Here is a 19,920-nt window from a genome sequence, read left to right as displayed (position 1 = left end):
CCTCGCCCGATGTCAGTGGGCGCCGGCAGGATGATGCGCAGTCGGGGATGGCGCCCGTCTCTATGATGCGATCCGCGGAACGCTGTCGCGTCTTGATTAGGCTGGCACCTGGATCGGACCAGCAAGGTTCCCTTACTGAAGGGCCCAGATGACAAGAGCGAACCCCCTTCGCGAGCGACGCCGCCCGAGCTTCGAGCTTGGGTCCCGCCGGCTCACTGTCGTCGATCTTTTTGCTGGCTGCGGCGGACTGACACTCGGTGTGGCTCAAGCGGCGCAAGAACGAGGTCTCGCTCTCGACATCCCACTTGCGATTGACTTCGAACTGGCACCAGTCCAGGTCTTCAGAGCGAACTTCCCCGAGGCGAACGTTCAGGCTGCAACGGTTGAGGCGTACTTCGATGGGGCTCTTGGTGAAGAACGAACGATCACGGAGATCGGAGTCGTCGATCAGGTCGGCGACATCGATCTGCTGATCGGTGGCCCGCCCTGCCAGGGTCACTCCGACCTCAACAACCACACCCGGCGCGACGACCCGAAGAACCGACTGTACCTACGGATGGCTCGCGCGGCCGAGGTGCTGCGTCCGCGCGTCATGGTGATTGAGAATGTGCCCGCGGTCGTGCACGATTCGCAGCATGTCGTCGCCAGAACGAGGGCTCATCTTGAGCAGATCGGGTACCAGGTCGCCACGAGCCGGATCGAACTAGTACAGCTCGGAATCCCCCAGACGCGTCGTCGTCACATCCTACTCGCGGTGCGAGCGGATGCGCTTTCCGCCGGTGTCTCAGCGGCAGAGCTCATCGAGTTCCTTCCTCAGCCGATGCGCGACCTCCGTTGGGCTATCGGCGATCTTGAACAGGTCAGCTCTGATCGGTGGGTTGACCAACCGTCGAGGATGAGTCCTGAGAACCAGCGGCGGATCCAATGGCTCATCGACAATGATGAGCTGAACCTACCCAACCACCTTCGCCCCAAGTGCCACCGCGGCGATCACTCCTACGTGTCGATGTATGGCCGCCTGTCATGGAAGCTGCCCGCCCAAACCATCACGAGCGGCTTCGGGAGCATGGGTCAGGGGCGGTACGGGCACCCCTCTCAGCCTCGAACGATCACTCCCCACGAAGCGGCAAGAATTCAGGGCTTTCCGGACTACTTCCAGTTCGAGGCCGCCGTCACGCGCACCGAGCTGTCGGTGATCATCGGGAATGCGGTTCCGCCGGCACTTACGCGCGTCCTAACCACACGGCTGATCGACTCGGGGGTCCTCGGCCACGCGGACGTGGTCAACCTCAAAGCGTCGGCCTAACAGTGCCAGCCGCGCGACCTTAGCTCAATCGGTCGGCGCGTGCGCCCCAAGCGACGGACGTATGCCCGCAATCGCCCGCCCAGGCGCCGTTGTGAGCGAGCACCAAAACCTGCGCGGTGTCCGACTTCGGCGCTCCCGGAGGAGCCCGCAAACTTGCCCGAGGCGCCGCGGCCCGCTCAGAGTGCCCGCCAGGTTACCCGTTTGTCGGATCACACGTGAGTATGCGGCGGACGCCGCGACTCGGCCCGCGGCGGTTCCTCAGTCGAGGTGCGCGAAGCGCCCCAACGCGTCATACCACGACACGACCGCGCGCATACCGTGATGGGCAGGCCCTGGTCTCGTTCTCCACGCCAGCCCCGTTGTTGAGCCGGCTGTGCACCTCGCATGCCTCGAACAGCGTCGCGACGGACTCGGGGCGGTACCCGACGAAGTCGGCGGCGTCCGCGCCATCCCTAGACCGGCCATTTGACCGCCGACGACCCAGACTTCCTTCCCTGCGGTCGCCGCGGAGACGTCTGCCGGCGCACGGAACGCAAGGTCGTCTGCGCGGGTGGTCGCGACGGTCTCGATGGTGCGACGGATCACGCGGCGGCCCAGTCCCGCTCGATCGATTCGAGGAGGTGCTCGACCGCGTCGTCCGCGTCGGGGCCGCCAATCCGCCTCACGTCGTGCGCGCAGATGAGCGGATCGACGGTTCGCGGGCTGGCGCTTAACGCGAACGCCGTGGCGGTTGCCCAGATAGTGGGGTCGGCGGGGACGGTGTACTCGAGCGTCGCGCGCTCGGGGTCGGATTCGGCGAAGCCGTTCGCCGTGAGATCGAGGCCGGTTCGGCCGTAGACGATGGCGCGGGTGGGCTTACGCCATGGCGCAATGAGGTCGGCGCCGGCGCCGGCGCCGGCGTCGCCGGAGACGAGCACCCTCGCGTCGTCGACACCTCGTGCGATCTCATTCGCCTGGGTGATCACCGGGTCCAGCGAGTACCAATTCGTCGTGATGCCGCGCGGCCCGGGGTACTGCGCGAGGAAGGCCTCGCTCACGGCGCGCACATCACGTGCGCGCCAGCCCGCCGAACTCCGGATGACGGGGGCGCCGAGATGCCGGAGTGATTGCGAGACGGCCGCCTGCGTCACGCCCGATTCGGTCGCGAGCTGGCTCTGGGTGCGAGGTGCGTGCGTCCCAGCGCGCGCGCAGGATCGCCTAGCGCCCCCAGGGGACGCGGCGGAGGGGCGCGCTCGACGAGACGTCGGAGGCCTCGCTCGGAGCGTGGTACTCCTTCCCTCCCAGCACGAGGAGTCCGTCGCGGACCGCCGCGATCGCGATTCGCTCGTCCTCCGCGGGCAGCCTCCGCAGGCTGTCGGTGAGTTGCGGAACCACGTAGAGGCGGAGCCCCTCATGGCGATCATCGGCACGGACGGACGCGGGGGAGGGCGGAGTCTGCCGCACGTACAGCCGGGCATGCCGCCCCGCGACGGACATGCTGTCTGAGCTCATCACTTCGACGGAAAGTCCGGTCGAGGTGATCAAGTCGAATGCGTCACTCGGGGTGATGGCTCGCATCCGCATCCTCCATAAGTAGAAACGCTCTTTGCCAATATGACTTATAGCGAGGAAGTCCGTTCTGACTTATGCCCATCCGAGCGGCCATCGTCGTCGCGCGAGTCAGCTGCGACATTCGCCAGCTCGCGCCGGCTCCGGGCCAGCCCCGATGCATCCGCGCCCACCGCGGCGCATGCTCCCCCCAGAACCATCGACAGTGGACGGCCGCCCGCGCGCGGCGCCCAGCGCACGTGCGCGCACGACCGCCATCCGAACTGAGGGGAGCGGGTCATGGGCATGATCGACGGCAAAGAGCCGAAGCCGGTCGAGGCGCCGGAGGTGCAGCGGCGGGTGGTCGTCAAGGTCACCGACGCGGCGCGGCGCGAGCGGGCGCTGAAGGAGCGTCCGGGTGAGCGGCGGGCGGGGGAGCAGGAGGACGACGTCGGCCGCGATCTCGTCGACGCCGTCGCCTACCTCGGCGATGTGATCGCTGAGTACCAGGATCGGGTGGCCGGCGAGGCGTACCTCGAGCCGCTGGTCGGGCGCGACGCGCGCGAGCGGACCGGGTCGGGCCGGCGCGCCGCGTTCGACGGGTATGCGGCGATCACGGTGCCCGACGAGGCATCCGCTGCCCGGCTTGCGAAGGAGCTGAACGCGCGCGACGACGTCGAGACCGCCTACGTCGAGGGCGGGCCGACGCCGCCGCCGGGGCCGCCGCCCGTCGATGCGAGCAACGACCCGCGCAGCGGGAACCAGGGGTACCTGGAGGCCGCGCCCGATGGCATCGACGCGCGGTGGGCGTGGGGCATGACGGATGGCACGGGCATCGGGTTCGTCGACCTCGAGCAGGGGTGGACGCTGAACCACGAGGATCTCGCGGCGGCCGGCATCACGATCATCTCGGGCGTGAGCCAGGCGTACCACGGGCACGGCACGGCCGTGCTCGGCGAGGTCGTCGCGGTCGACAACACGAAGGGCGGCGTGGGCATCGCGCCCGCGGCATCCGCTCGGGTCGTCTCGCAGTACCGCACGTCGACGACGTACAGCACCGCGGCGGCCATCATCTCGGCGGCCGACGCGATGTCGCCCGGCGACGTGCTGCTGCTCGAGGCGCAGACCACCGCGGCCGGCTCGTCGACGTCGTACCTACCTGTCGAGGTCGAGCAGGCGGTGTTCGACGCCATCCGCAATGCCGTCGACTCCGGCATCGTCGTGGTCGAGGCGGCCGGCAACGGCGGCAACGACCTCGACGATTGGACCGACGCCAACGGCCGGCACCTGCTGAAGGTCGGCGACCCCGACTACCGCGACTCCGGGGCGATCATGGTGGGCGCCGCGACATCCGCCGCTCCGCACTCGCGGCTCGACTTCTCGAACCACGGCAGCCGCGTCGACTGCTACGCGTGGGGCCAGAGCGTCGACACCACGGGCGACGGATGGACCGGCACCTCGACCACGGCGTACACCGGCGGATTCGGCGGCACGTCGGGTGCGAGCCCGATCGTGACCGGCGCGGCCGTGCTGCTGCAGAGCTGGCGGAAGGCGCGGAAGGGGCATCCGTTCGACCCTGCGACCGTGCGGGTGTGGCTCTCGTCGGGCCTCAACACGGCCAGCGCCGACCCGGCGACCGACCGCATCGGGGTCATGCCGAACCTGCGCGCGATCTTCGACCGCATCGAGAGGAACGAGCGGTTCCGCATCGACGACAAGTTCGTGTACTGGGTGCTGATCCTGTTCGGCATCATCAACGACGCGCCCGGCGTCATCTGGGTGCCCGGCAAGGGGCCCGTGCCGGTCGACCCGCAGTGGCGCGAGATCGCGACGCGCGGGCGGCGCGACCTCGTCGCCGCGATCGCGAAGGAGGCGCGCGCGTTCGACGGGCGGCTGACGGCGAAGGAGCTGGATCGGATCGGGGAGAAGGCGTTCAAGAAGTTCGCCGGGTGAGCGCGGTGCGCGCGTCGGCTCCGCGCGCTCGGAAGGAGCGGAGGATGCGCGAGAGCTCCGCGCGCACCTCGGCGACCGGCAACGGGGTACGGTCCGGACGCGATCGGATACAACGGCGTCGACTTGGCGCGTACCACCTTCTTGCCCACGTTTCTCGTCTTGCTCATGCTTCCCCCAGTTCGGGGGAGCCAGCCCCGAGTCGCTGGGCCCCGGGCCGAGCAAGCGGTTACCTTGAGTGCGACCCGAACAAGGAGTACTTCGCTCGTGACCCGCACCTTCACGGCCATCGCGTCTGCCGTCACAATCACCGCGGCCGCGGTCCTGCTGCCCGTATCCACCGCCACCGCCGCCCCTCAGCCGGGAACATCGGTCGCTCCGGCCGTGCTGCTCGACGAGCTCACGGTGGCCGTCGATTCGAGCGTGCCCTACGACCGTGATCGGTTCGCCGAGGGCATCGACGTCGACGGCGACGGCTGCAACACGCGCCGCGAAGTGCTGCAACTCGAGTCACTCATTCCCGTGACGATTGCGGCGGGATGCGACATCACCGCAGGGGAGTGGTTCTCGTGGTACGACGGCGTCACGCAGACCGATCCCGCGACCCTCGAGATGGACCACCTCGTCGCACTCAAGGAGGCGTGGATCTCCGGTGCATATGCGTGGACCGACCAGCAGCGCGCCGACTACGCCAACGATCTCGAGATCGATGCGACGCTGACTATGGTCACGGCCGCGCAGAACAGTGCGAAGAGCGCGTACGACCCGGCGCAGTGGGTGCCCTCGTTCACCCCTTCGCTCTGCCGGTACGCGTCGGACTGGATCACGGTCAAGTACCGCTGGAACCTGACGATCGACGTCGCCGAGCAGGCGGCTCTTGCCTCCCTCATCCAGCAGAACTGCGGCGCGTTCGAGGTCGTCGTCCCGCCGGTTCGGACCGACACGGCCTCGACGCCCGACGCGGGTGGCGGAGTGAACGCCCTGCCTGCTGGGACGCACCGGCTCGCTGGGCTGGACCGCTATGCCACCGCGGTGCAGATCTCCGCGCGGTTCAACCCGGGCGTGGACGCGCTGTACATCGCAACCGGGACCAACTATCCCGACGCGCTCTCGGCGTCCGCGGCCGCAGGAGCGCGCGGCGTCCCACTTCTGCTCGTCCAGCCGACTGCGGTGCCTGATGTCGTGTGGCAGGAGATTCTCCGCCTGGCCCCAGACGCGATCGTCATCGCGGGTGGGACCGGCGTGGTGTCCGCCGCGGTCGAGTCGAAGCTCGCCTCCGTCGCCCCCGTCGAGCGCCTCGCCGGCCCAGACCGCTATGCGACCGGCCGGCTGATCGCCGAGGATGCCGGGTTGACCAGCGACGTCGCCTTCGTTGCCGACGGTCGCAATTTCCCCGATGCGCTCTCCGCGGCCGCCGTCTCGGGCGCGTACGGCGGCGGCGTCGTTCTCGTCCCGGGCGGCGCATCGAGCCTCGACCTCGCAACGCGCACGACACTCACGAACATCGGCGCGTCGACCGTGCGGATCGCGGGCGGCACCGGTGCCGTGAGCTCCGGGATCGAGAACTCGCTGCAATCGGCGTTCGCCGAGGTGACGCGGCACGGCGGCAGCGACCGCTATGCGACGAGCGTGCTCGTGAACGGCGCAGGCTTCTCCAGCGCGTCCACAGTGTTCCTCGCCAATGGGACGAACTTCCCCGACGCACTCGCCGGCGGTGCGCTTGCCGGCTCGCTCGGGGCTCCGATGTTCATCGTGCAGCAGGGCTGCGTGCCCAAGGTCGTGCGCGACCAGATCCTCGCGTTCGCCCCTGACACCGTCGTGCTCCTCGGTGGCACCGGTTCCCTTTCGTCGGCGGTCGCCAGCCTGACCGAGTGTGCGTCGGCGCCAGCGCCCACTCCGACTCCGACTCCATCCAACCCGGGCAACACGAAAAACTGCAGCGACTTTGCGACCTGGTCGCAGGCGCAGAGCTGGTTCAACTACTACTACCCGTACTACGGCGACGTCGCCCAGCTCGACATGGACAACGACATGATCGCGTGCGAGTCCCTCCCGGGGGCGCCGTAGCCGTCGTCGTGAGCATGCAGGAGGTGCGGATGTCGCGACATCCGCCCCTTCTGCGTGGTGCCCTTCAGCACGGTGTCGAACACGGGCACGGTGAGGGTGCCCTCGGCGGGCAGCGAGACGAGCACCATCCGGCCGCCGCGGTTCAGCGACGTGAACGCCTGGTCGAAGACCTGGGGTGCGACGGCGAGCACGATCGCGACATCCGCCCCGCCGAGTTCGGCGATCGCCGCGACCGGGTCGCCAGCCGAGGCGTCGACCACGTGGTCGGCCCCGAGCTCGCGCGCGAGGTCGAGCTTCTCCTGCGTGATGTCGACCCCGATCACCTCGGCACCGACCAGTCGGGCGTACTGCACCGCGAGGTGGCCGAGCCCGCCGACGCCCCACACGGCGACCCGCTCGCCGGGCACCACGTGCGCGTTCTTCACGGCCGCATACGTCGTCACGCCGGCGCACGTGAGCGGTGCGGCATCCAGCGCCGAGATGCCCTCGGGCACCGGCGAGGCGAACTTCGCATCGGCGACCAGGTACTCGGCGTAGCCGCCGTCGATCGAGTACCCCGTGTTCTGCTGCTGCTCGCACAGGTTCTCGCGGCCCGAGACGCAGAACCGGCACTCGCCGCACGCGTGCCCGAGCCACGGCATCGCGACGCGCTCGCCGACCGACCGGGACGTCACGCCGTCGCCGAGCTTCTCGACGATGCCGACGCCCTCGTGCCCGGGCACGAACGGCAGGCCGGGCTTGACCGGCCAGTCGCCGCGCATGGCGTGGATGTCGGTGTGGCAGAGCCCGCACGCCTCGAGGCGGACGAGCACCTGGCCGGGCCCCGGCTCAGGGACCGCTCGGTCCTCGAGGGCGACCGGCTGGTCGAACGCCGTCACGACGGCTGCACGCATGATGTTCCTCCTCAGGCTCTCGCGGTGCGCGGCCGATTGCCGGCGGGGCGCACGGCAGCCAGTCTGCGGTGCGGCGGGCCAGGCGGCCGGGGACTTGGTCCCTCGGGGAACGCGGGCTCGACGACGGCACGCCGAACCGGATGCTCCCGACGCGAGGGGTCAGCCGCGCGCGTTCGACGGGTGGCTGACGGCGAAGGAGCCGGATCGGATCGCGGCGAAGGCGTCCAAGACGTTCGTGGGGTAGGCCTGATCAGCCGCGAACGCGGTCGAGCACCGCGCGGAGCTCGGGGAAGCTGCGCGCGACCGTCTGCCAGAGGGCGTCGCTGTCGACGCGGTCGTAATGGTGCACCACGCAATCGCGGTTGCGCGCGGCCTGCGACCAGATCGGGTCGCGGAAGCGTGAGGGATCGGCGGCGACGAGCCGCTTCGCCAGGTCGCCGACGCGGTTCGACAGCGCCTCGAACGCGAGCGGGATCGCCGGGTCGCCGTCGAACGCGGCGCGCCCACGCGCGACGAGTGCGGCCGCCGTGTCCAAGCTGGAAGCCAGGTCGTCGAGCCAGCGGTCGACCCGGTCTGACGGCCTCACAGCTCGACGGCCTCGTGCAGCACGGCGCGATCGCGCTCGGGGTCGAGCGAACGACGTGAGACCACATCGACGGGGCGGTCGAGCAGCGCCTCGAGGTCGAGCTCGAACTGTGCGAGGTCGAACAGGGACGCGTCAGGTTCGGGGTCGACCAGCAGGTCGACATCGCTCTCAGCGGTCTCCTCGCCGCGCCCTACGGAACCGAACACGAAGACCGAGCGGATGCGGTTGGCCCGCGCCAGGCGCTCGATGAGCGGCTTGCGTCGGCGGAGGAGCTCGAGCGTCGACGCGTGTGCGCCGGCATCTGCGGATGAGAGCGAGGTGAAGGCCTCGTAGGGGAGCAGGACGGCCTCGGGGCGGCGATGCGATCCGATCACGACGGTGCCCGCGTCCTTCCCGCGGGCCCGGAAGTCGCGGAGGATGCTCGAGAGCCCGGCGCGCGCCTCCGCGACCGGCACCACGGCCGGCGCGGTGAGGCGGCGAGCTGCGTCTTCCATGTCCTCATGATAGCGATCTGTACATATTTGTGTACATGGGTCTGAAGGCAGCGAGGGCGGTGGCATCCGGACCGCACCCCCAATTCGGGTCCCGGCGACGTCCGATTCCCGCGCGCCCCGCGAGCGGATGCCGCGCGAGAATCGACGCATGACCCGCCGCCACGCCACGCTGCCGACCGGTCTCGGCGACCTCCTCGTCGCCGCCGACGACGGCGGGCTCGCGGGCGTCTACTTCCCGGGTCACTGGCATCCGCCCGCCCCCGACTCGCTCGGCGCCGCCGTCGACGCGAACGCCGACCCGGTCATCAGCCGGCTCGGCGTCGAGCTCGACGAGTACCTCGCGGAGCGTCGCATCCGCTTCGACCTGCCCCTTGCACCGACCGGCGACGACTTCCAGCAGGCGGTGTGGCGGATGCTGCGCGACATCCCGTACGGCGAGACCACAACCTACGGGGAGCTCGCCCTGCGGCTCGGCGACCGGAACCTCGCGCGGCGCGTCGGCGGCGCGGTCGGGCGCAACCCGCTGAGCATCGTGGTGCCGTGCCACCGGGTGGTCGGCGCCGACGGGTCGCTCACCGGGTATGCGGGCGGGCTCGACCGCAAGCGGCGGCTGCTCGAGCTCGAGGGCGCCGAGGTGGTGGCGCAGCGGCGACTGTTCTGACCGACCAGCACACGGGGCGGTCGACCACCTGGCGCCGCCGGCGGACTCAGCGCGCCGACGTGATCTCGATCGTCGCCGTGAAGCCGCCGACGTTGTCGGCGTAGTCGCCGACGACATCGTTGAAGGCGAGCTGGAGCTTGCCCTTGCCCGTCACGGTGGTGGGGCCGGAGCCGACGGCCACCCACGAGCCGTCTCCGACGCGGGCGACGAGGGAGTAGGGCGTCTCATACGGCGCGAGGAAGTCGAACTGCGGTTCGTCGCTCGACCCGTCGGGGCCGTAGTAGGGCTCGAACGGGTTGGACGCGGCCGTTCCCGTGGCGGTGATCACGACCTGCCGCTGCGCGTTGAGGGTGATGCGGGTGCCCACCCCATCGATCCGCGCATCCACGAACACCGACGTCGGCGGGGGTGCCGCCAACGCCGCCTCCGTGTTCCCGACCGCGAACGCGCCCCCGAACGCCAGCGCCGCGGTGACCGCCGCGGTCCTCACGAGTCTCGGCCTCATGGAATCTCCTCCCTCGGAGTGGTTCTCCAATGAGGACATCAGCGAGCGGACGGCGGGCACAGAGGCGTTGGACCCATGCCCGCCGCGTTGGGCGCCGTCCTTCCGGCGCGCGATGCGATGCCGAACCACGCGGATTCCACAGATCACGCCAGCGCCCCCCACGGCCCGCCTGAGTGCGCGTACGGTCGGGATGGCGCGGTCACCGCGGATCGCGCTCGACGTACCGCCCCAGCGATGATGGCGGAGGAAAGGACCGCACATGCGACCGGCTCCGAGCGCCCGCGACCGACGTGAGCCCGTCCTGGCGGCGGTCGTCGTCGGCGGCGCGACCGTCGGCGGGCTCGCCGTGCCCTCGTTCCTCATGATGAGCGGGCGCACGGGTGCCGAGTACGTATTCTTGACCTTCGCGATCATCGGTCCGGCCGTGCTCCTCGTCGCCGGGCTCATCGCGTTCGCGGTGTACCGGATGGCGCGGGGGCGCCTGCCGCACCCGGTCCTCGCGGCGATCACCGCGGCGATCATCTGGGGCGTGGTCCGCCTGGTCGAGTTCGTCGCACCGTCGATCGGCATCGGACTCGTCAGCGCCTCCATGACGGGGACGGGCGCGCTCGTCGCGGCCGGCGCCGTGTTCGCGGCCCTCGTCGTGGCGGTGTCGTTGCGTCGGCGCTCGCTGCGGGTGATCGGCTCGGGCGCGGGCGCGGATCGGCGAGCGGGCACGGATGGGGGCGCGGGCACGGGCACGGATGGCGCTGCCGCAGTGCGCTGGGGCCCGCGTCTGCCGCTCGCCGCCATCGTCGCGATCGCGGCCTTCGCCGCGGGCATCCCCGCCGCAATGGGCTCGGTCGTCCGCCAGTTCGACCTCTTCGACAGCGTCTCCATCGAGCGATCGGGCATCGGCATCGCCCTGGTCGCCGTCGTCGAGGCACTGCCCGTCGCGCTCACGACGGCGTGGGCAGTACTCCTCGTCCTGCTCGTCGACGAATGGAGCTCGCCACGAGTGCTCCGCGCGATCGGGGCCGGGATCCTGACCGTACTGGCGATCGCAGCCCCCGCCGTCGTGCTCATGGGCGGGCTCGACGGCGGTGCCGAGGCGGTGGCGCTGGGCGCCGCATCGGGCGCGGCATCCGGTCTCGTGGTGTTCGCGAGCGAGCGCCGTCGAGTGGCGCCGGCGCCGGTGGATGTCGTCGAGCCGGCATCCTGAACGCCGGGCCCCGACGCCGTCGCCGCCCGCTCACCCCTCGCCCGTGTCGGCCCCGCACGTGCTCCGATACTCGCCGACTCCCGCCAGGAACGTCGCCCACTCGCTCTGCGTGAGGTCCCGCCCGGCGACCCGACAGGCCGCGGCGGCGAGATGGTCGGGGTCGAGGTCCCACAGCACCACGCCCGCGGCATCCGTGACGGCGAGCGCCGCGCCATCCGGTCGCAGGAAGGCGGGGTAGATGAGCGGCGCGCTCGTCGTGATCGGGTCGCCCAGGCGGGTGCCGGTCGCAACGTCGTAGAGCGAGGCGGTCTGGTCGTTCGAGGTGGCGAGCAGCAGGCGCCCGTCGTCGCTGAACTGCAGGCTGTTGACCTCGCCGCGCGCGCCGGGGAGTTCGCCGAGCGGCTCGAGCGTGTCGAGGTCGTAGCGCGTGATGGCGCCGGCGTTCGTGCCGACGAGCGTGCCGTCGAGGCTGACGCTGGTGAGCTCGGTGCCGTCGGTGAGCGGCCCGGCGAGCACGCGCCCGCTCGGATCGAGGACGACCGTCTCCATCCCGGAGTCGCCGCGCGACGTGACGACCACGCGTTCGCCGCCCCGCGTCGCCGACACCGACGTGATCGGCCCGTCGACCTGGAGCATCGGCTCGACCTTGGTGCGCGCGGCCGTGTCGATCGTCCAGACTTCGCCGTCCAGGCCGCCGCAGTACGCGCGCGTCCCGCCCGCCGACGGCCACAGGTGGTCGCACTCGACGCCGATCGACGGGCCGTCGACCAGCGACCGCCCGCTGGTGTCGTACCAGCTGAACTGCAGCTGCGAGACATCCATGCCGACGAGCAGGTTTCGCCCGGCCCATCCGAGACCCTCGATGCCCTCGTCGAGGTCGGGCCGGATATCGTCGGCCAGCCGATCCGCCGCCACGTCCCAGAGCGCGAAGTCGGTGAAGTCGGCCGACTGCGTCGCCCCGGGCGCCCGTCGCGCCACGAGCAGCGTGTCGTCGTCGTAGCCGAACCGGTCCAGCGCCGCGTAGCCGTCGGCGATCCTCGTGCTCACGGGCCCACTGCCGTCGAGCCGCCACCGCATGATCGCCGGCCGCTCCCGGCCGAACGCCACGAGCTCGGAGCCGTCGGCGCTGAGGGAGAGATCGCCCACGGCGCCGAGTTGCGTGTCGAGGATGCGGCCCGTCGGCAGGCCGGTGCGGCGGTCGCGTTCCTCGATCTCGCCGTAGGCGCTGCCGCAGTAGAGGCGCTCGGTCGCGACGGATGCGGCGAACCACGGGCAGGGATCGGGACCGCTGCCGTGCATGGCGGCGGTCCAGCGCATCGCCCCGGTGGCGGTGTCGAACGCGACGAGCCCCGTCGTGCCGACCGCGATGAGCGTGCCGTCGGAGCCGGCCGCCACGTGCCGCTCGGAGGAGCCGGCCGGCGCATCGAACGTGGCCGTCACCTCACCCGTCTCCGGGCGGATGGCGCGTACCGGGCCCGCGGGGGATCCCGCATAGACCAACCCGTCCGGTCCGAACGTCACCGCCGTGATGCCCCACCACCCCTCGGCGGCAGTCGCGGACGGCAGGCCGGGAACGACGGCGAGCGTGCCCGGCGCGGCGAGGTCGTGGGTCGACACGACGCCGCTGCCGCGCCCGATCACGGCCACCCGCTGCCCGTCAGGCGAGATCGCGATGCCACCCGGGCCGTCGGGCGTCACGACGGGAGCGGCCGAGGCGGTGCCGTTCGCGAGGTCGACGACCACATAGGCACCGCACGTCCCGGCGGGCGTGATGGTGCCCTCGGCGCAGTCGTCGGCGGGCAGGTCCAGGAGCACCGCCGCTCGCGTGCCGTCCTCGCTCACGGCGACGTCGGCGCCGCCCACCGGCTCGGACCCGCCCGGCAGGTCGATCGAGGCCAGCTCACGGCCCGTGTCGAGGTCGATGATCGCGGGCCTGGTCGTGTCGCGCAGCACGAGCGCCCGGGTCGTCGCCGGGATGACGGCACCGCGCAGACTGCGCGCCTCGTCGACGTAGCGCGTCTCGAGGAAGCCCATCCCGCTCGTGAACGTGCCGAGGAGCGCCGAGGTGACCCGAGCGTCGCCCGGCCAGCGGCGGTGCGCCTCGACCGCGAGCAGGGCGGCGATGTCGCGGTCGGTGCCGCGCAGTGCGAGCGACCGGTTCACGATCGCCTCGATCGTCGCCTGCTCGCCCTGCGCTCGCGCATCGGCACCCTGCCGGGCGGCGACCGCGACGGCGCCGACGGTCGCCACGAGCAGCGCGGCCGCCGCGGCGAGCGCGACCCGCAGCCGACGGTTCTGACGCGCGTCCCGGGCGGCGCGCGCCCGGATCGCGTCGCGCTCCGAGGCCGATCGCCGGACCGCCTCGTCGAGGAACTCGCGCTCGAGCGGGGTGAGGTCGGGCGACGCGAGTTCGAGGTACTCCTGCGCCGCCTCGAGCCGAGCGCCCCGGTAGAGCTCCGTCTCGGGCCGACCCAGGCCCTCCCACCCCTGCGCGGCGGCGGCCAGGTGCCGGAGGATCCGGAGCCCCGCGGCATCCTCCTCGAGCCAGGACTGCAGCCGCGGCCAGGCCCGCACGAGCGCGTCGTGCGAGATCTCGAGCGCACCGTCCTCGGCCGTCACGAGCCGCGCTGCGATGAGCCGCGAGACCACGTCCTCCCACTCCGGATTGCCCCGCAGCGCGCTGTTCGCGACGCGGGACCGCAGCGGCGGACCCTCGGGCGACGGCACGACGAGCCGCAGGAGCACCGAGCGGATGGCGCGCCGCTGCGCGTCGGGAACGCTCTCGTAGACCCGGTCGGCCGTCCGTGCCACGGCGCCCTGGATCCCGCCCGACGCCCGATACGCCTCGACCGTGAGCACGTTGCCGTCGCGCCGATGCCAGGTCTCGGCGAGCGCGTGCGACATCATCGGCAGCGCCCCCGGCTCGCCCTCGGTGTCGCGCACGACGAGGTCGACGAGACCCGGCTCCACGCGCAGGCCCGCGTCGAGCGCGGGCCGCTCGATCGCCTCCCGCAGCGCCGCGCCGGTCGGCGCCGTCACGAAGTGCAGGTTCTCCTCGGCGAGCCGGCCGAGCATGGGGTTCACGCCAAGCAGCGCGAGCTGGTCGGCGCGCACGACGATGATGACCAGCCCAGCGGACGTCGCGGCCTCCGCGAGCGCGGACAGCTGGGCCGCGAGCGCATCGGGCGGGCGGCTGCCGAGCAGCAGCTGCTCGAACTGGTCGACGGCGAGCACCGGCGCGGGCCCCGTGGCATCCGGGATCTCGATGGATCCGGTCGGATCGGGCACGACCACCCGGCACGTGCGGCCTCGCCGTTCGAGCGCCGGGACGAGTCCGGCGCGAAGCAGGGAGGACTTGCCCGAGCCCGACGCGCCGGTGATGACGAGCAGGCCGGTCGCCGGGCTGCGCTCGAGCAGCTCGGCGATCTCGCGGTCCCGCCCGAAGAGCGCATCCCCGGGGCCGAGCGGCGCGAGGCCCTTGTACGGGCACGCGGTGGAGACCGGTCGCGGTTCCGCGACCTGGTCGAGGGACGGGTCCTGATGGAGGATGCGTCGCTCGAGGCCGAGCAGTGCCACGCCCGGATCGATGCCGAGCTGCTCGCGCAGGAGGGCGCGAGCTCGCTGGATCGAGTCGAGCGCGTCGGCCTGGCGACCGCAGCGGTACTGCGCGAGCGCGAGGGCGGCCCAGCGGCGCTCGCGCAGCGGATCCTGTGTCACGAGCGCGCGCGCATCGCCGACCACCTCGCGATGGCGGCCGAGCGAAAGCCGCGCTTCGAGCAGGTCGTCCTCGGCCGAGCGCACCACCTCGGTCAGGCGCGCCGCCTCGGCGGCCGCGGGCGCCCAGTGCTCGACCGCCCGGTAGGGCTCGCCTCGCACGAGCGCGAGCGCCCGGCCGAGCGCCGTCGCCGCCCGATCGGGCTCGCCGGTCGCGAGGAACTGGCGTCCGCGCGCGACGAGCTCCTCCATCCGGGCGGCGTCGACCTCCACCCGCTCCGGCACCAGGCGGTATCCGTCGTCGCCGACGGTCTCGATCGCGTCGTGCGAGAGCACCTTGCGGAGGCGGACCATGCAGATCTGCACCTGCTTGGGCCACGACGCCGGCGGCGCATCGCCCCACACGGCCTCGGCGATCTCGGCGGGAGCGACCGGCCGCCCGTGCCGCACGACCAGCGCGGCCAGCACGTTCCGGTCGCGCGGCCGAAGCTCCTGACCACCGTCGACCTCGATCGGACCGAGCACGCGGATGCTCACGCGATGATCATCCGCCCGAGGCATCCACCCGTCAATCGCGCGGATACCGGACGGAAACCGGAGGAAGGCCGAGGGAAACCCGGGTGAGGAGCGTCGGATGCCGAAGCACGCATTCGGACCGGGAAAGGACATCGAACCATGTCGCCTCACCTCATCACCGGAGTCGGGCCGATCGGGTCCGCCGCGATCACGGCCACCGCCGTCGCCATCCTGCTCGTCGGCTGCGCGCCCCCGACCGCCGGAAGCAACGCCGAACCGGCGGCCGCGGTCGTCGGGGCGGAGTCGCCGACGTCGACCACGTCGGACTGTCCCAATCCGTACGGGGGCACCTGCCTCGGTGCGCTCGAGGCGGGCGAGTACCAGACCTCCACCTTCGAGCCGCAGATCACCTACCGCGTGCCCGAGGGCTGGATGAACTACGAGGACCTGCCGGGCAACTTCTGGCTGTTCCTGCAGGAGGACGAGGAGTTCCAGGCGACGCCGCGCGGCGGCAGCTACCTCGGCATCTTCACCGGCATCCATGCGGCCGCGATCGACTGCAGCGAGACGTGGCAGGAGGGAGTCGGAACGAACCCGGCGCAACTCGTCGCCTGGTACCAGTCGGTGCCCGGACTCATCGTCTCCGAGCCGGTGAAGGTCTCGGTCGGCGGCCTCCGTGGCCTGCAGATCGACGTCAGCCTCGAGGAGGGGAACGACACCTGCAACTTCGGCGGCTACACGGGGATTCCGCTGATCACCGGCGACGGGGTCTCGGAGGTGCACCACGTCGTCCTCGACGACATGGACGTGCGGCTGGTGTTCCTGCGGCATCGCAATTCCAACGTGACCCTCGAGATCACCAACGTCCGCGAGCAGCGCAGCGCCGAGGAGTTCCGCGGGCTGGTGCAGCCGATCGTCGACTCGCTGGCGTTCGCGACTCCGAGCGTGGTGAGCTGCCAGTTCCGCGGGAGCCCGGGCCTGGCGGTTGCGACGAACGTGGGAGCTCGATGCTGAGCCGGCTCGGCGTGCGGGTCGCTCGCCTCAGTCGAGGTGAGCGACCCGCCTGCCTGTCCGGCCGGCGAGGCTCCACGGAACAACGAATGATCAGGCTACGGGGCAGGCCGCGTCGACCAGCGTTCGCGCCGGCGCCTTGACGGTGGGCGGGGTGGCCGGGTCGGCGTCGAGGACGCCGGAGGCGAGTCCGCCGTCGATCAGCACGGTGAGCTGCTGCGCGAGCAAGTCGCGACCCCGCCGGGCGCGCGAGTCGACGGTTGCTGCGGGTGCTGAGGTCGGCGCACCCGCAGCAAGTGCCATCTCGAGATGGCCGCCTGGGCTCAGTCGAGGTGCGCGAAGCGCTCCCACGCCTCGCTCCACGGCACGACCATGCCGGTGCAGACCGAGACCGGCGCGCCCTGCTCCTCGTTGTCGACGCCGACCCCGTTGTCGAGGCGATCGACCACCTCGCATGACTCGAACAGCGAGCCCACGAACTGCGGCGAGTACCCGACGAAGACCGCGGCGCCTGAGCCATCCGACGGCCGCGCTTGGAACCACAGCTCGTTCTGCCCGCTGAACACCCGGTCGGCCGAGACGCCGAGCTCGGGCCCGAATCGGGCGAGCGCGCCGGCCTCGCCGTAGTTCGCCGTGATGATCGGCGCGTCGGGCAGGTCGGCCGCGACCTTCGCGACCTGCCGCACGTACGCGGGCCAGCCGACGGTGTCGCGCGCGACCTGGTTGATCGCGGGGACGGGCGTCGCGCCGACCACCTCGGCGGGCACGAGCGGCAGGGCGAGCACCGCCGCGATCGCGCCGTTCAGGGCGACCGCCGACCAGACGAGCGCGCGGCGGGCGCGCGTGCGCATCCACTCGGCGGTCGGCACGCAGCCGAGCGCGAGCAGCACCTGCACCATCCCGAGCGGGTAGTGGAACTGCGCGCTGCCCACGAACGTGAACACGAGCACCACCACGAACGCCCCGATCAGCAGGCGGATGTCGCGCCACGCCGGCCGCCGGAGAAGCCCCACGAGCCCCGCCACCCAGACCGGCACGAGCAACGGCCCCGCGACGAGCAGGAGCATCGGCCACATGAGCCAGCGCGTCTCGCCGCCGTCGTTCTCGGCGAGTGCCGCGCCCATCGCCGACTGCGGCCAGTCGTGCGCGACCTGGTACGCGACGTTCGGCAGCGCGAGCACGACGGCGAGGCCGACACCGGCCCACAGCCACGGCGACCGCAGCGCCCGCCACGGCCCGAACGCGAGGAGTCCGGCCGCGAGGCCCACGAGCAGCACGGCGACGAGCAGCTTGTTGTACGTCGCGAGCCCGGCGACGAGTCCGACCGCGAGCCACCAGCGGCCGTCGCTGCGTAGCAGCGCCCGCATCGCGAACAGGCACACGAGCGGCCACACCACGAGGTCGAGCGACGACGTGAGCAGCACGTGCCCGAAGACCATCGGGAACGCGGATGCCGCGGCCGCCCACGCCGCGAGCGACTGCGCGCGGCGCTCCCCGCCGGCCTCGCGCGCGATGAGCGCGGCCACGAAGACCGCCGCGACCGCCGCGAGGACGGCGGGCACGTGCAGGAACCACGGCTCGTCGACGATCGACGCCATCGTGCGAGCGATGAGCGGGGTGAGCGGCGGCTGGTCGACGTACCCCCACGCGGGCTCGAGCATGCGGAAGTAGAGCTCGTCGCGGTGGTAGCCGTAGGCGTTGCTCGTCGCGGCGAGCACAGCGGCGAGGGCGAGCACGGGGCCGCGGGCGAGCGGGGCGAGGGGCCGGGCGGTGGCGGATGACGCGGGCGCGCGTGCCGCGCGCTCGGACGGTGGGGTCGGTGCGGCGGCGGCCGGCGTCATCCGCTCAGCGTAGTGGTGGGGTGTCAGTCGGCGTCGGCGTCGGCGTCGGCGTCGGTGTCGGTGTCGGCGAGGGTATCGGTGCCGCCGCCATCCGCGCAGTCAGCTGCCGGACTCGTCGTCCGCGATCTCGTCGACCACGTCGATGACGACCGGGATGCTCGCCTCCGAGCCGCCCTCCGTCGTCACGCGGATGGTCGCCTGGTACGTGCCCGTGCTGCCGACGTCGAGGACGAGCGTGATCGCGCACGGCTCGTCGGCCGTGACGGTCGCGCCGGTGCATCCGTCGTTGTCGACGCTGAACTCGCCCGACGTGTCGAGCGCGACCGACTGGACGACGGCCGTGTCGGCCTCGTCGACGTCGACCTGGAACGAGGCGAAGTAGGGCAGGCCGTCGGGGAACTCGACCGTGGCGCTCGACGCGCCGCCGGTCTCGACCCACGTGAGGCGCACCTCGTTGGTCTCGACGGGTTCCTCGGTGTCGTCCTCGCCCTCGCCCTCGGTGTCGTCACCCGAGTCGGGGTTCGAGTTCGCCTCCGGTGCGGATGTCCCGTCGGACCCCGCCGGGTCAGCCGTCGCGCACCCGCCGAGGAGCGCGAGGAACAGGGCCGCGGCGCCGGCCGCGGCCGCGAAGCGTGGGATGGCATGCATGTCATCCACCTCCAGCCGTGAATTCGAGTCGGATGTCGCCGTCGTCGCGGAGCACGATGACGGGACCTTCGCCGCTGCGCCATCCGTCGGGCAGCAGGAAGTAGGAGCCGTCGGACTTCAGCAGCAGCCGGAGCCCGTCGTAGCGGATCACGTACCGGCCGCCGTCGTCGACGGGCTGCGGCTCGGCGGGCGGTTCGAGGCCGAGCGGGACCGCGCTGTACACGACGACGGATGGCAGCCGGTCGAGCTGCTGCTCGACGTCCCTGCCGCGGCCGCGGCCGAGCGCGTCGGCATACAGGGTCGAGGCCCAGAACAGGCTCGCGACGACGATCGTCGCCGTGAACACCACGCCGCCGCGGCCCCAGAGGCGCGCGAGCCGAAGCTGCGGGTTCGCCGCGGTGCGGCGCAGCACTGATGCCGACGTGCCGGCGAGGAGGGCGCTGACGCCGAGCACGAGCGGCGCGGCGAGGTAGTGCGTGCCCGGCGCGAACCCGACGAACATCGCGCGCAGCGCCACCAGCACGCCGAGGAGCGCGACCGCCAACGCGATCGTCGCGCCGATGCGCACCGGCCCGCGCATCGCCGGGCGGTCGAGCAGTACATTGACGCCCGCGATGAGGCTCACCCACACGAGCCCGCCGAGGCAGATCAGGATCACCGGCACGATGACCGCGTCGGCGCTGCGCAGGATGTAGTCGGTCGGGGTGAACCCGAACACGCTCGCATCGACACCGAGGTAGCGGCTGCGCGCATTCGTCAGCGTCCAGCCGAACCAGAACGCGAGCGCGGTGAGCACGGTCGTGAACGGCAGGAGCACGCCGATCCACTCGATGACGACCTTCGACGTCGGGGTGGGCGGGGGCGGCTCGGCGGCGCTCGCCGCGGGCTGCGGGTCGGATGCCGCGGCGGCGGCGGGCCCGACATCCGGAGCTGCCGGGGGCGCCACAGGGAGCGTGTCCTCGGATGGTGCGGGGACGCGGCCGTCGACTGGGGTCGGACC

At 71.8% G+C, this 19,920-nt stretch carries 17 protein-coding genes; 6 read left to right on the top strand and 11 right to left on the bottom strand.

Annotated features, from left to right (window positions below; translation table 11 throughout):
- The first annotated feature begins 148 nt into the window (after positions 1–148).
- Entirely contained in the window at positions 149–1,306 is a 1,158-nt protein-coding gene (locus JOD46_RS17015) for a DNA cytosine methyltransferase (protein WP_204395643.1), read from the top strand.
- Positions 1,307–1,887: 581 nt separating this feature from the next.
- On the opposite strand, the gene JOD46_RS17010 is transcribed toward JOD46_RS17015, so the two are convergent.
- Both JOD46_RS17010 and JOD46_RS17005 read right to left on the bottom strand, forming a co-directional pair.
- A complete protein-coding gene (locus JOD46_RS17010; protein WP_204395642.1) occupies positions 1,888–2,343 on the bottom strand; it encodes a hypothetical protein in 456 nt (151 codons plus the stop codon).
- Positions 2,344–2,503: 160 nt separating this feature from the next.
- A complete protein-coding gene (locus JOD46_RS17005; protein WP_204395641.1) occupies positions 2,504–2,863 on the bottom strand; it encodes a hypothetical protein in 360 nt (119 codons plus the stop codon).
- Between the two features lie 276 nt (positions 2,864–3,139).
- Between JOD46_RS17005 and JOD46_RS17000 the strand changes: the two genes are divergently transcribed.
- The gene (locus JOD46_RS17000; protein ID WP_204395640.1) at positions 3,140–4,786 is read left to right on the top strand and encodes a S8 family peptidase; all 1,647 of its coding nucleotides are present in this window, start codon (positions 3,140–3,142) and stop codon (positions 4,784–4,786) included.
- 123 nt (positions 4,787–4,909) lie between these two features.
- On the top strand, positions 4,910–6,850 hold the full coding sequence (locus tag JOD46_RS16995) for a cell wall-binding repeat-containing protein (protein ID WP_204395639.1): 1,941 nt from the start codon (positions 4,910–4,912) through the stop codon (positions 6,848–6,850).
- On the opposite strand, the gene JOD46_RS16990 is transcribed toward JOD46_RS16995, so the two are convergent.
- The 3 genes from JOD46_RS16990 to JOD46_RS16980 form a co-directional block, all read right to left on the bottom strand.
- Entirely contained in the window at positions 6,778–7,743 is a 966-nt protein-coding gene (locus JOD46_RS16990; RefSeq protein ID WP_204395638.1) for an alcohol dehydrogenase catalytic domain-containing protein, read from the bottom strand. The two genes, JOD46_RS16995 and JOD46_RS16990, sit on opposite strands and share 73 nt — an antisense overlap.
- Before the next feature lie 250 nt (positions 7,744–7,993).
- On the bottom strand, positions 7,994–8,329 hold the full coding sequence (locus JOD46_RS16985; RefSeq protein WP_204395637.1) for a HepT-like ribonuclease domain-containing protein: 336 nt from the start codon (positions 8,327–8,329) through the stop codon (positions 7,994–7,996).
- Positions 8,326–8,823, bottom strand: coding sequence for a nucleotidyltransferase domain-containing protein (locus JOD46_RS16980; protein ID WP_204395636.1), 498 nt, complete (start codon positions 8,821–8,823; stop codon positions 8,326–8,328). Before JOD46_RS16980 ends, JOD46_RS16985 begins: the two co-directional genes overlap by 4 nt.
- A gap of 148 nt (positions 8,824–8,971) precedes the next feature.
- Between JOD46_RS16980 and JOD46_RS16975 the strand changes: the two genes are divergently transcribed.
- Entirely contained in the window at positions 8,972–9,484 is a 513-nt protein-coding gene (locus tag JOD46_RS16975) for a methylated-DNA--[protein]-cysteine S-methyltransferase (RefSeq protein ID WP_204395635.1), read from the top strand.
- Positions 9,485–9,530: 46 nt separating this feature from the next.
- Here JOD46_RS16975 and JOD46_RS16970 read toward each other — a convergent pair whose 3' ends face one another.
- Positions 9,531–9,989: a LecA/PA-IL family lectin gene (locus JOD46_RS16970; protein ID WP_204395634.1), complete on the bottom strand. Its 459-nt coding sequence runs from the start codon at positions 9,987–9,989 to the stop codon at positions 9,531–9,533.
- A gap of 259 nt (positions 9,990–10,248) precedes the next feature.
- Here JOD46_RS16970 and JOD46_RS16965 point away from each other — a divergent pair, with 259 nt between their 5' ends.
- The gene (locus tag JOD46_RS16965) at positions 10,249–11,190 is read left to right on the top strand and encodes a hypothetical protein (RefSeq protein WP_204395633.1); all 942 of its coding nucleotides are present in this window, start codon (positions 10,249–10,251) and stop codon (positions 11,188–11,190) included.
- 30 nt (positions 11,191–11,220) lie between these two features.
- Here the strand turns inward: JOD46_RS16965 and JOD46_RS16960 are convergent, their stop codons facing one another.
- The gene (locus JOD46_RS16960; RefSeq protein ID WP_204395632.1) at positions 11,221–15,441 is read right to left on the bottom strand and encodes an nSTAND1 domain-containing NTPase; all 4,221 of its coding nucleotides are present in this window, start codon (positions 15,439–15,441) and stop codon (positions 11,221–11,223) included.
- 138 nt (positions 15,442–15,579) lie between these two features.
- Between JOD46_RS16960 and JOD46_RS16955 the strand changes: the two genes are divergently transcribed.
- Positions 15,580–16,434: a hypothetical protein gene (locus JOD46_RS16955; protein ID WP_204395631.1), complete on the top strand. Its 855-nt coding sequence runs from the start codon at positions 15,580–15,582 to the stop codon at positions 16,432–16,434.
- Between the two features lie 90 nt (positions 16,435–16,524).
- Here JOD46_RS16955 and JOD46_RS16950 read toward each other — a convergent pair whose 3' ends face one another.
- The 4 genes from JOD46_RS16950 to JOD46_RS16935 all read right to left on the bottom strand — a co-directional run bounded on the left by JOD46_RS16950 (position 16,525) and on the right by JOD46_RS16935 (position 19,866).
- Positions 16,525–16,734 (bottom strand): hypothetical protein, encoded by a 210-nt coding sequence (locus tag JOD46_RS16950; protein WP_204395630.1) that lies wholly within the window; start codon positions 16,732–16,734, stop codon positions 16,525–16,527.
- Positions 16,735–16,754: 20 nt separating this feature from the next.
- The gene (locus tag JOD46_RS16945) at positions 16,755–18,272 is read right to left on the bottom strand and encodes a glycosyltransferase family 39 protein (RefSeq protein WP_204395629.1); all 1,518 of its coding nucleotides are present in this window, start codon (positions 18,270–18,272) and stop codon (positions 16,755–16,757) included.
- Positions 18,273–18,371: 99 nt separating this feature from the next.
- Positions 18,372–18,920 carry a hypothetical protein gene (locus JOD46_RS16940; RefSeq protein WP_204395628.1) on the bottom strand — a complete coding sequence of 183 codons (549 nt, stop codon included), beginning with the start codon at positions 18,918–18,920 and terminating at the stop codon, positions 18,372–18,374.
- Position 18,921: 1 nt separating this feature from the next.
- The gene (locus tag JOD46_RS16935; RefSeq protein WP_204395627.1) at positions 18,922–19,866 is read right to left on the bottom strand and encodes a hypothetical protein; all 945 of its coding nucleotides are present in this window, start codon (positions 19,864–19,866) and stop codon (positions 18,922–18,924) included.
- Positions 19,867–19,920 lie beyond the last annotated feature (54 nt).

The sequence above is a fragment of the Agromyces aurantiacus genome (assembly GCF_016907355.1).
In the GTDB taxonomy this organism is placed as follows: Bacteria; Actinomycetota; Actinomycetes; order Actinomycetales; family Microbacteriaceae; genus Agromyces; species Agromyces aurantiacus.
Note: the sequence above shows the minus strand (reverse complement) of the source record. Positions and strands in the feature narration are given on the sequence as shown.

What these genes read in the sequence shown, in the direction of transcription:
- JOD46_RS17015 (WP_204395643.1), top strand. Translation starts at nt 149, where the DNA reads ATGACAAGAGCGAACCCCCTTCGCGAGCGACGCCGCCCGAGCTTCGAG.
- JOD46_RS16940 (WP_204395628.1), bottom strand. Translation starts at nt 18,920, where the DNA reads ATGCATGCCATCCCACGCTTCGCGGCCGCGGCCGGCGCCGCGGCCCTG.
- JOD46_RS16950 (WP_204395630.1), bottom strand. Translation starts at nt 16,734, where the DNA reads ATGGCACTTGCTGCGGGTGCGCCGACCTCAGCACCCGCAGCAACCGTC.
- JOD46_RS17005 (WP_204395641.1), bottom strand. Translation starts at nt 2,863, where the DNA reads ATGCGAGCCATCACCCCGAGTGACGCATTCGACTTGATCACCTCGACC.
- JOD46_RS16955 (WP_204395631.1), top strand. Translation starts at nt 15,580, where the DNA reads ATGTCGCCTCACCTCATCACCGGAGTCGGGCCGATCGGGTCCGCCGCG.
- JOD46_RS16980 (WP_204395636.1), bottom strand. Translation starts at nt 8,823, where the DNA reads ATGGAAGACGCAGCTCGCCGCCTCACCGCGCCGGCCGTGGTGCCGGTC.
- JOD46_RS17000 (WP_204395640.1), top strand. Translation starts at nt 3,140, where the DNA reads ATGATCGACGGCAAAGAGCCGAAGCCGGTCGAGGCGCCGGAGGTGCAG.
- JOD46_RS16990 (WP_204395638.1), bottom strand. Translation starts at nt 7,743, where the DNA reads ATGCGTGCAGCCGTCGTGACGGCGTTCGACCAGCCGGTCGCCCTCGAG.
- JOD46_RS16965 (WP_204395633.1), top strand. Translation starts at nt 10,249, where the DNA reads ATGCGACCGGCTCCGAGCGCCCGCGACCGACGTGAGCCCGTCCTGGCG.
- JOD46_RS16945 (WP_204395629.1), bottom strand. Translation starts at nt 18,272, where the DNA reads ATGACGCCGGCCGCCGCCGCACCGACCCCACCGTCCGAGCGCGCGGCA.
- JOD46_RS16975 (WP_204395635.1), top strand. Translation starts at nt 8,972, where the DNA reads ATGACCCGCCGCCACGCCACGCTGCCGACCGGTCTCGGCGACCTCCTC.
- JOD46_RS16970 (WP_204395634.1), bottom strand. Translation starts at nt 9,989, where the DNA reads ATGAGGCCGAGACTCGTGAGGACCGCGGCGGTCACCGCGGCGCTGGCG.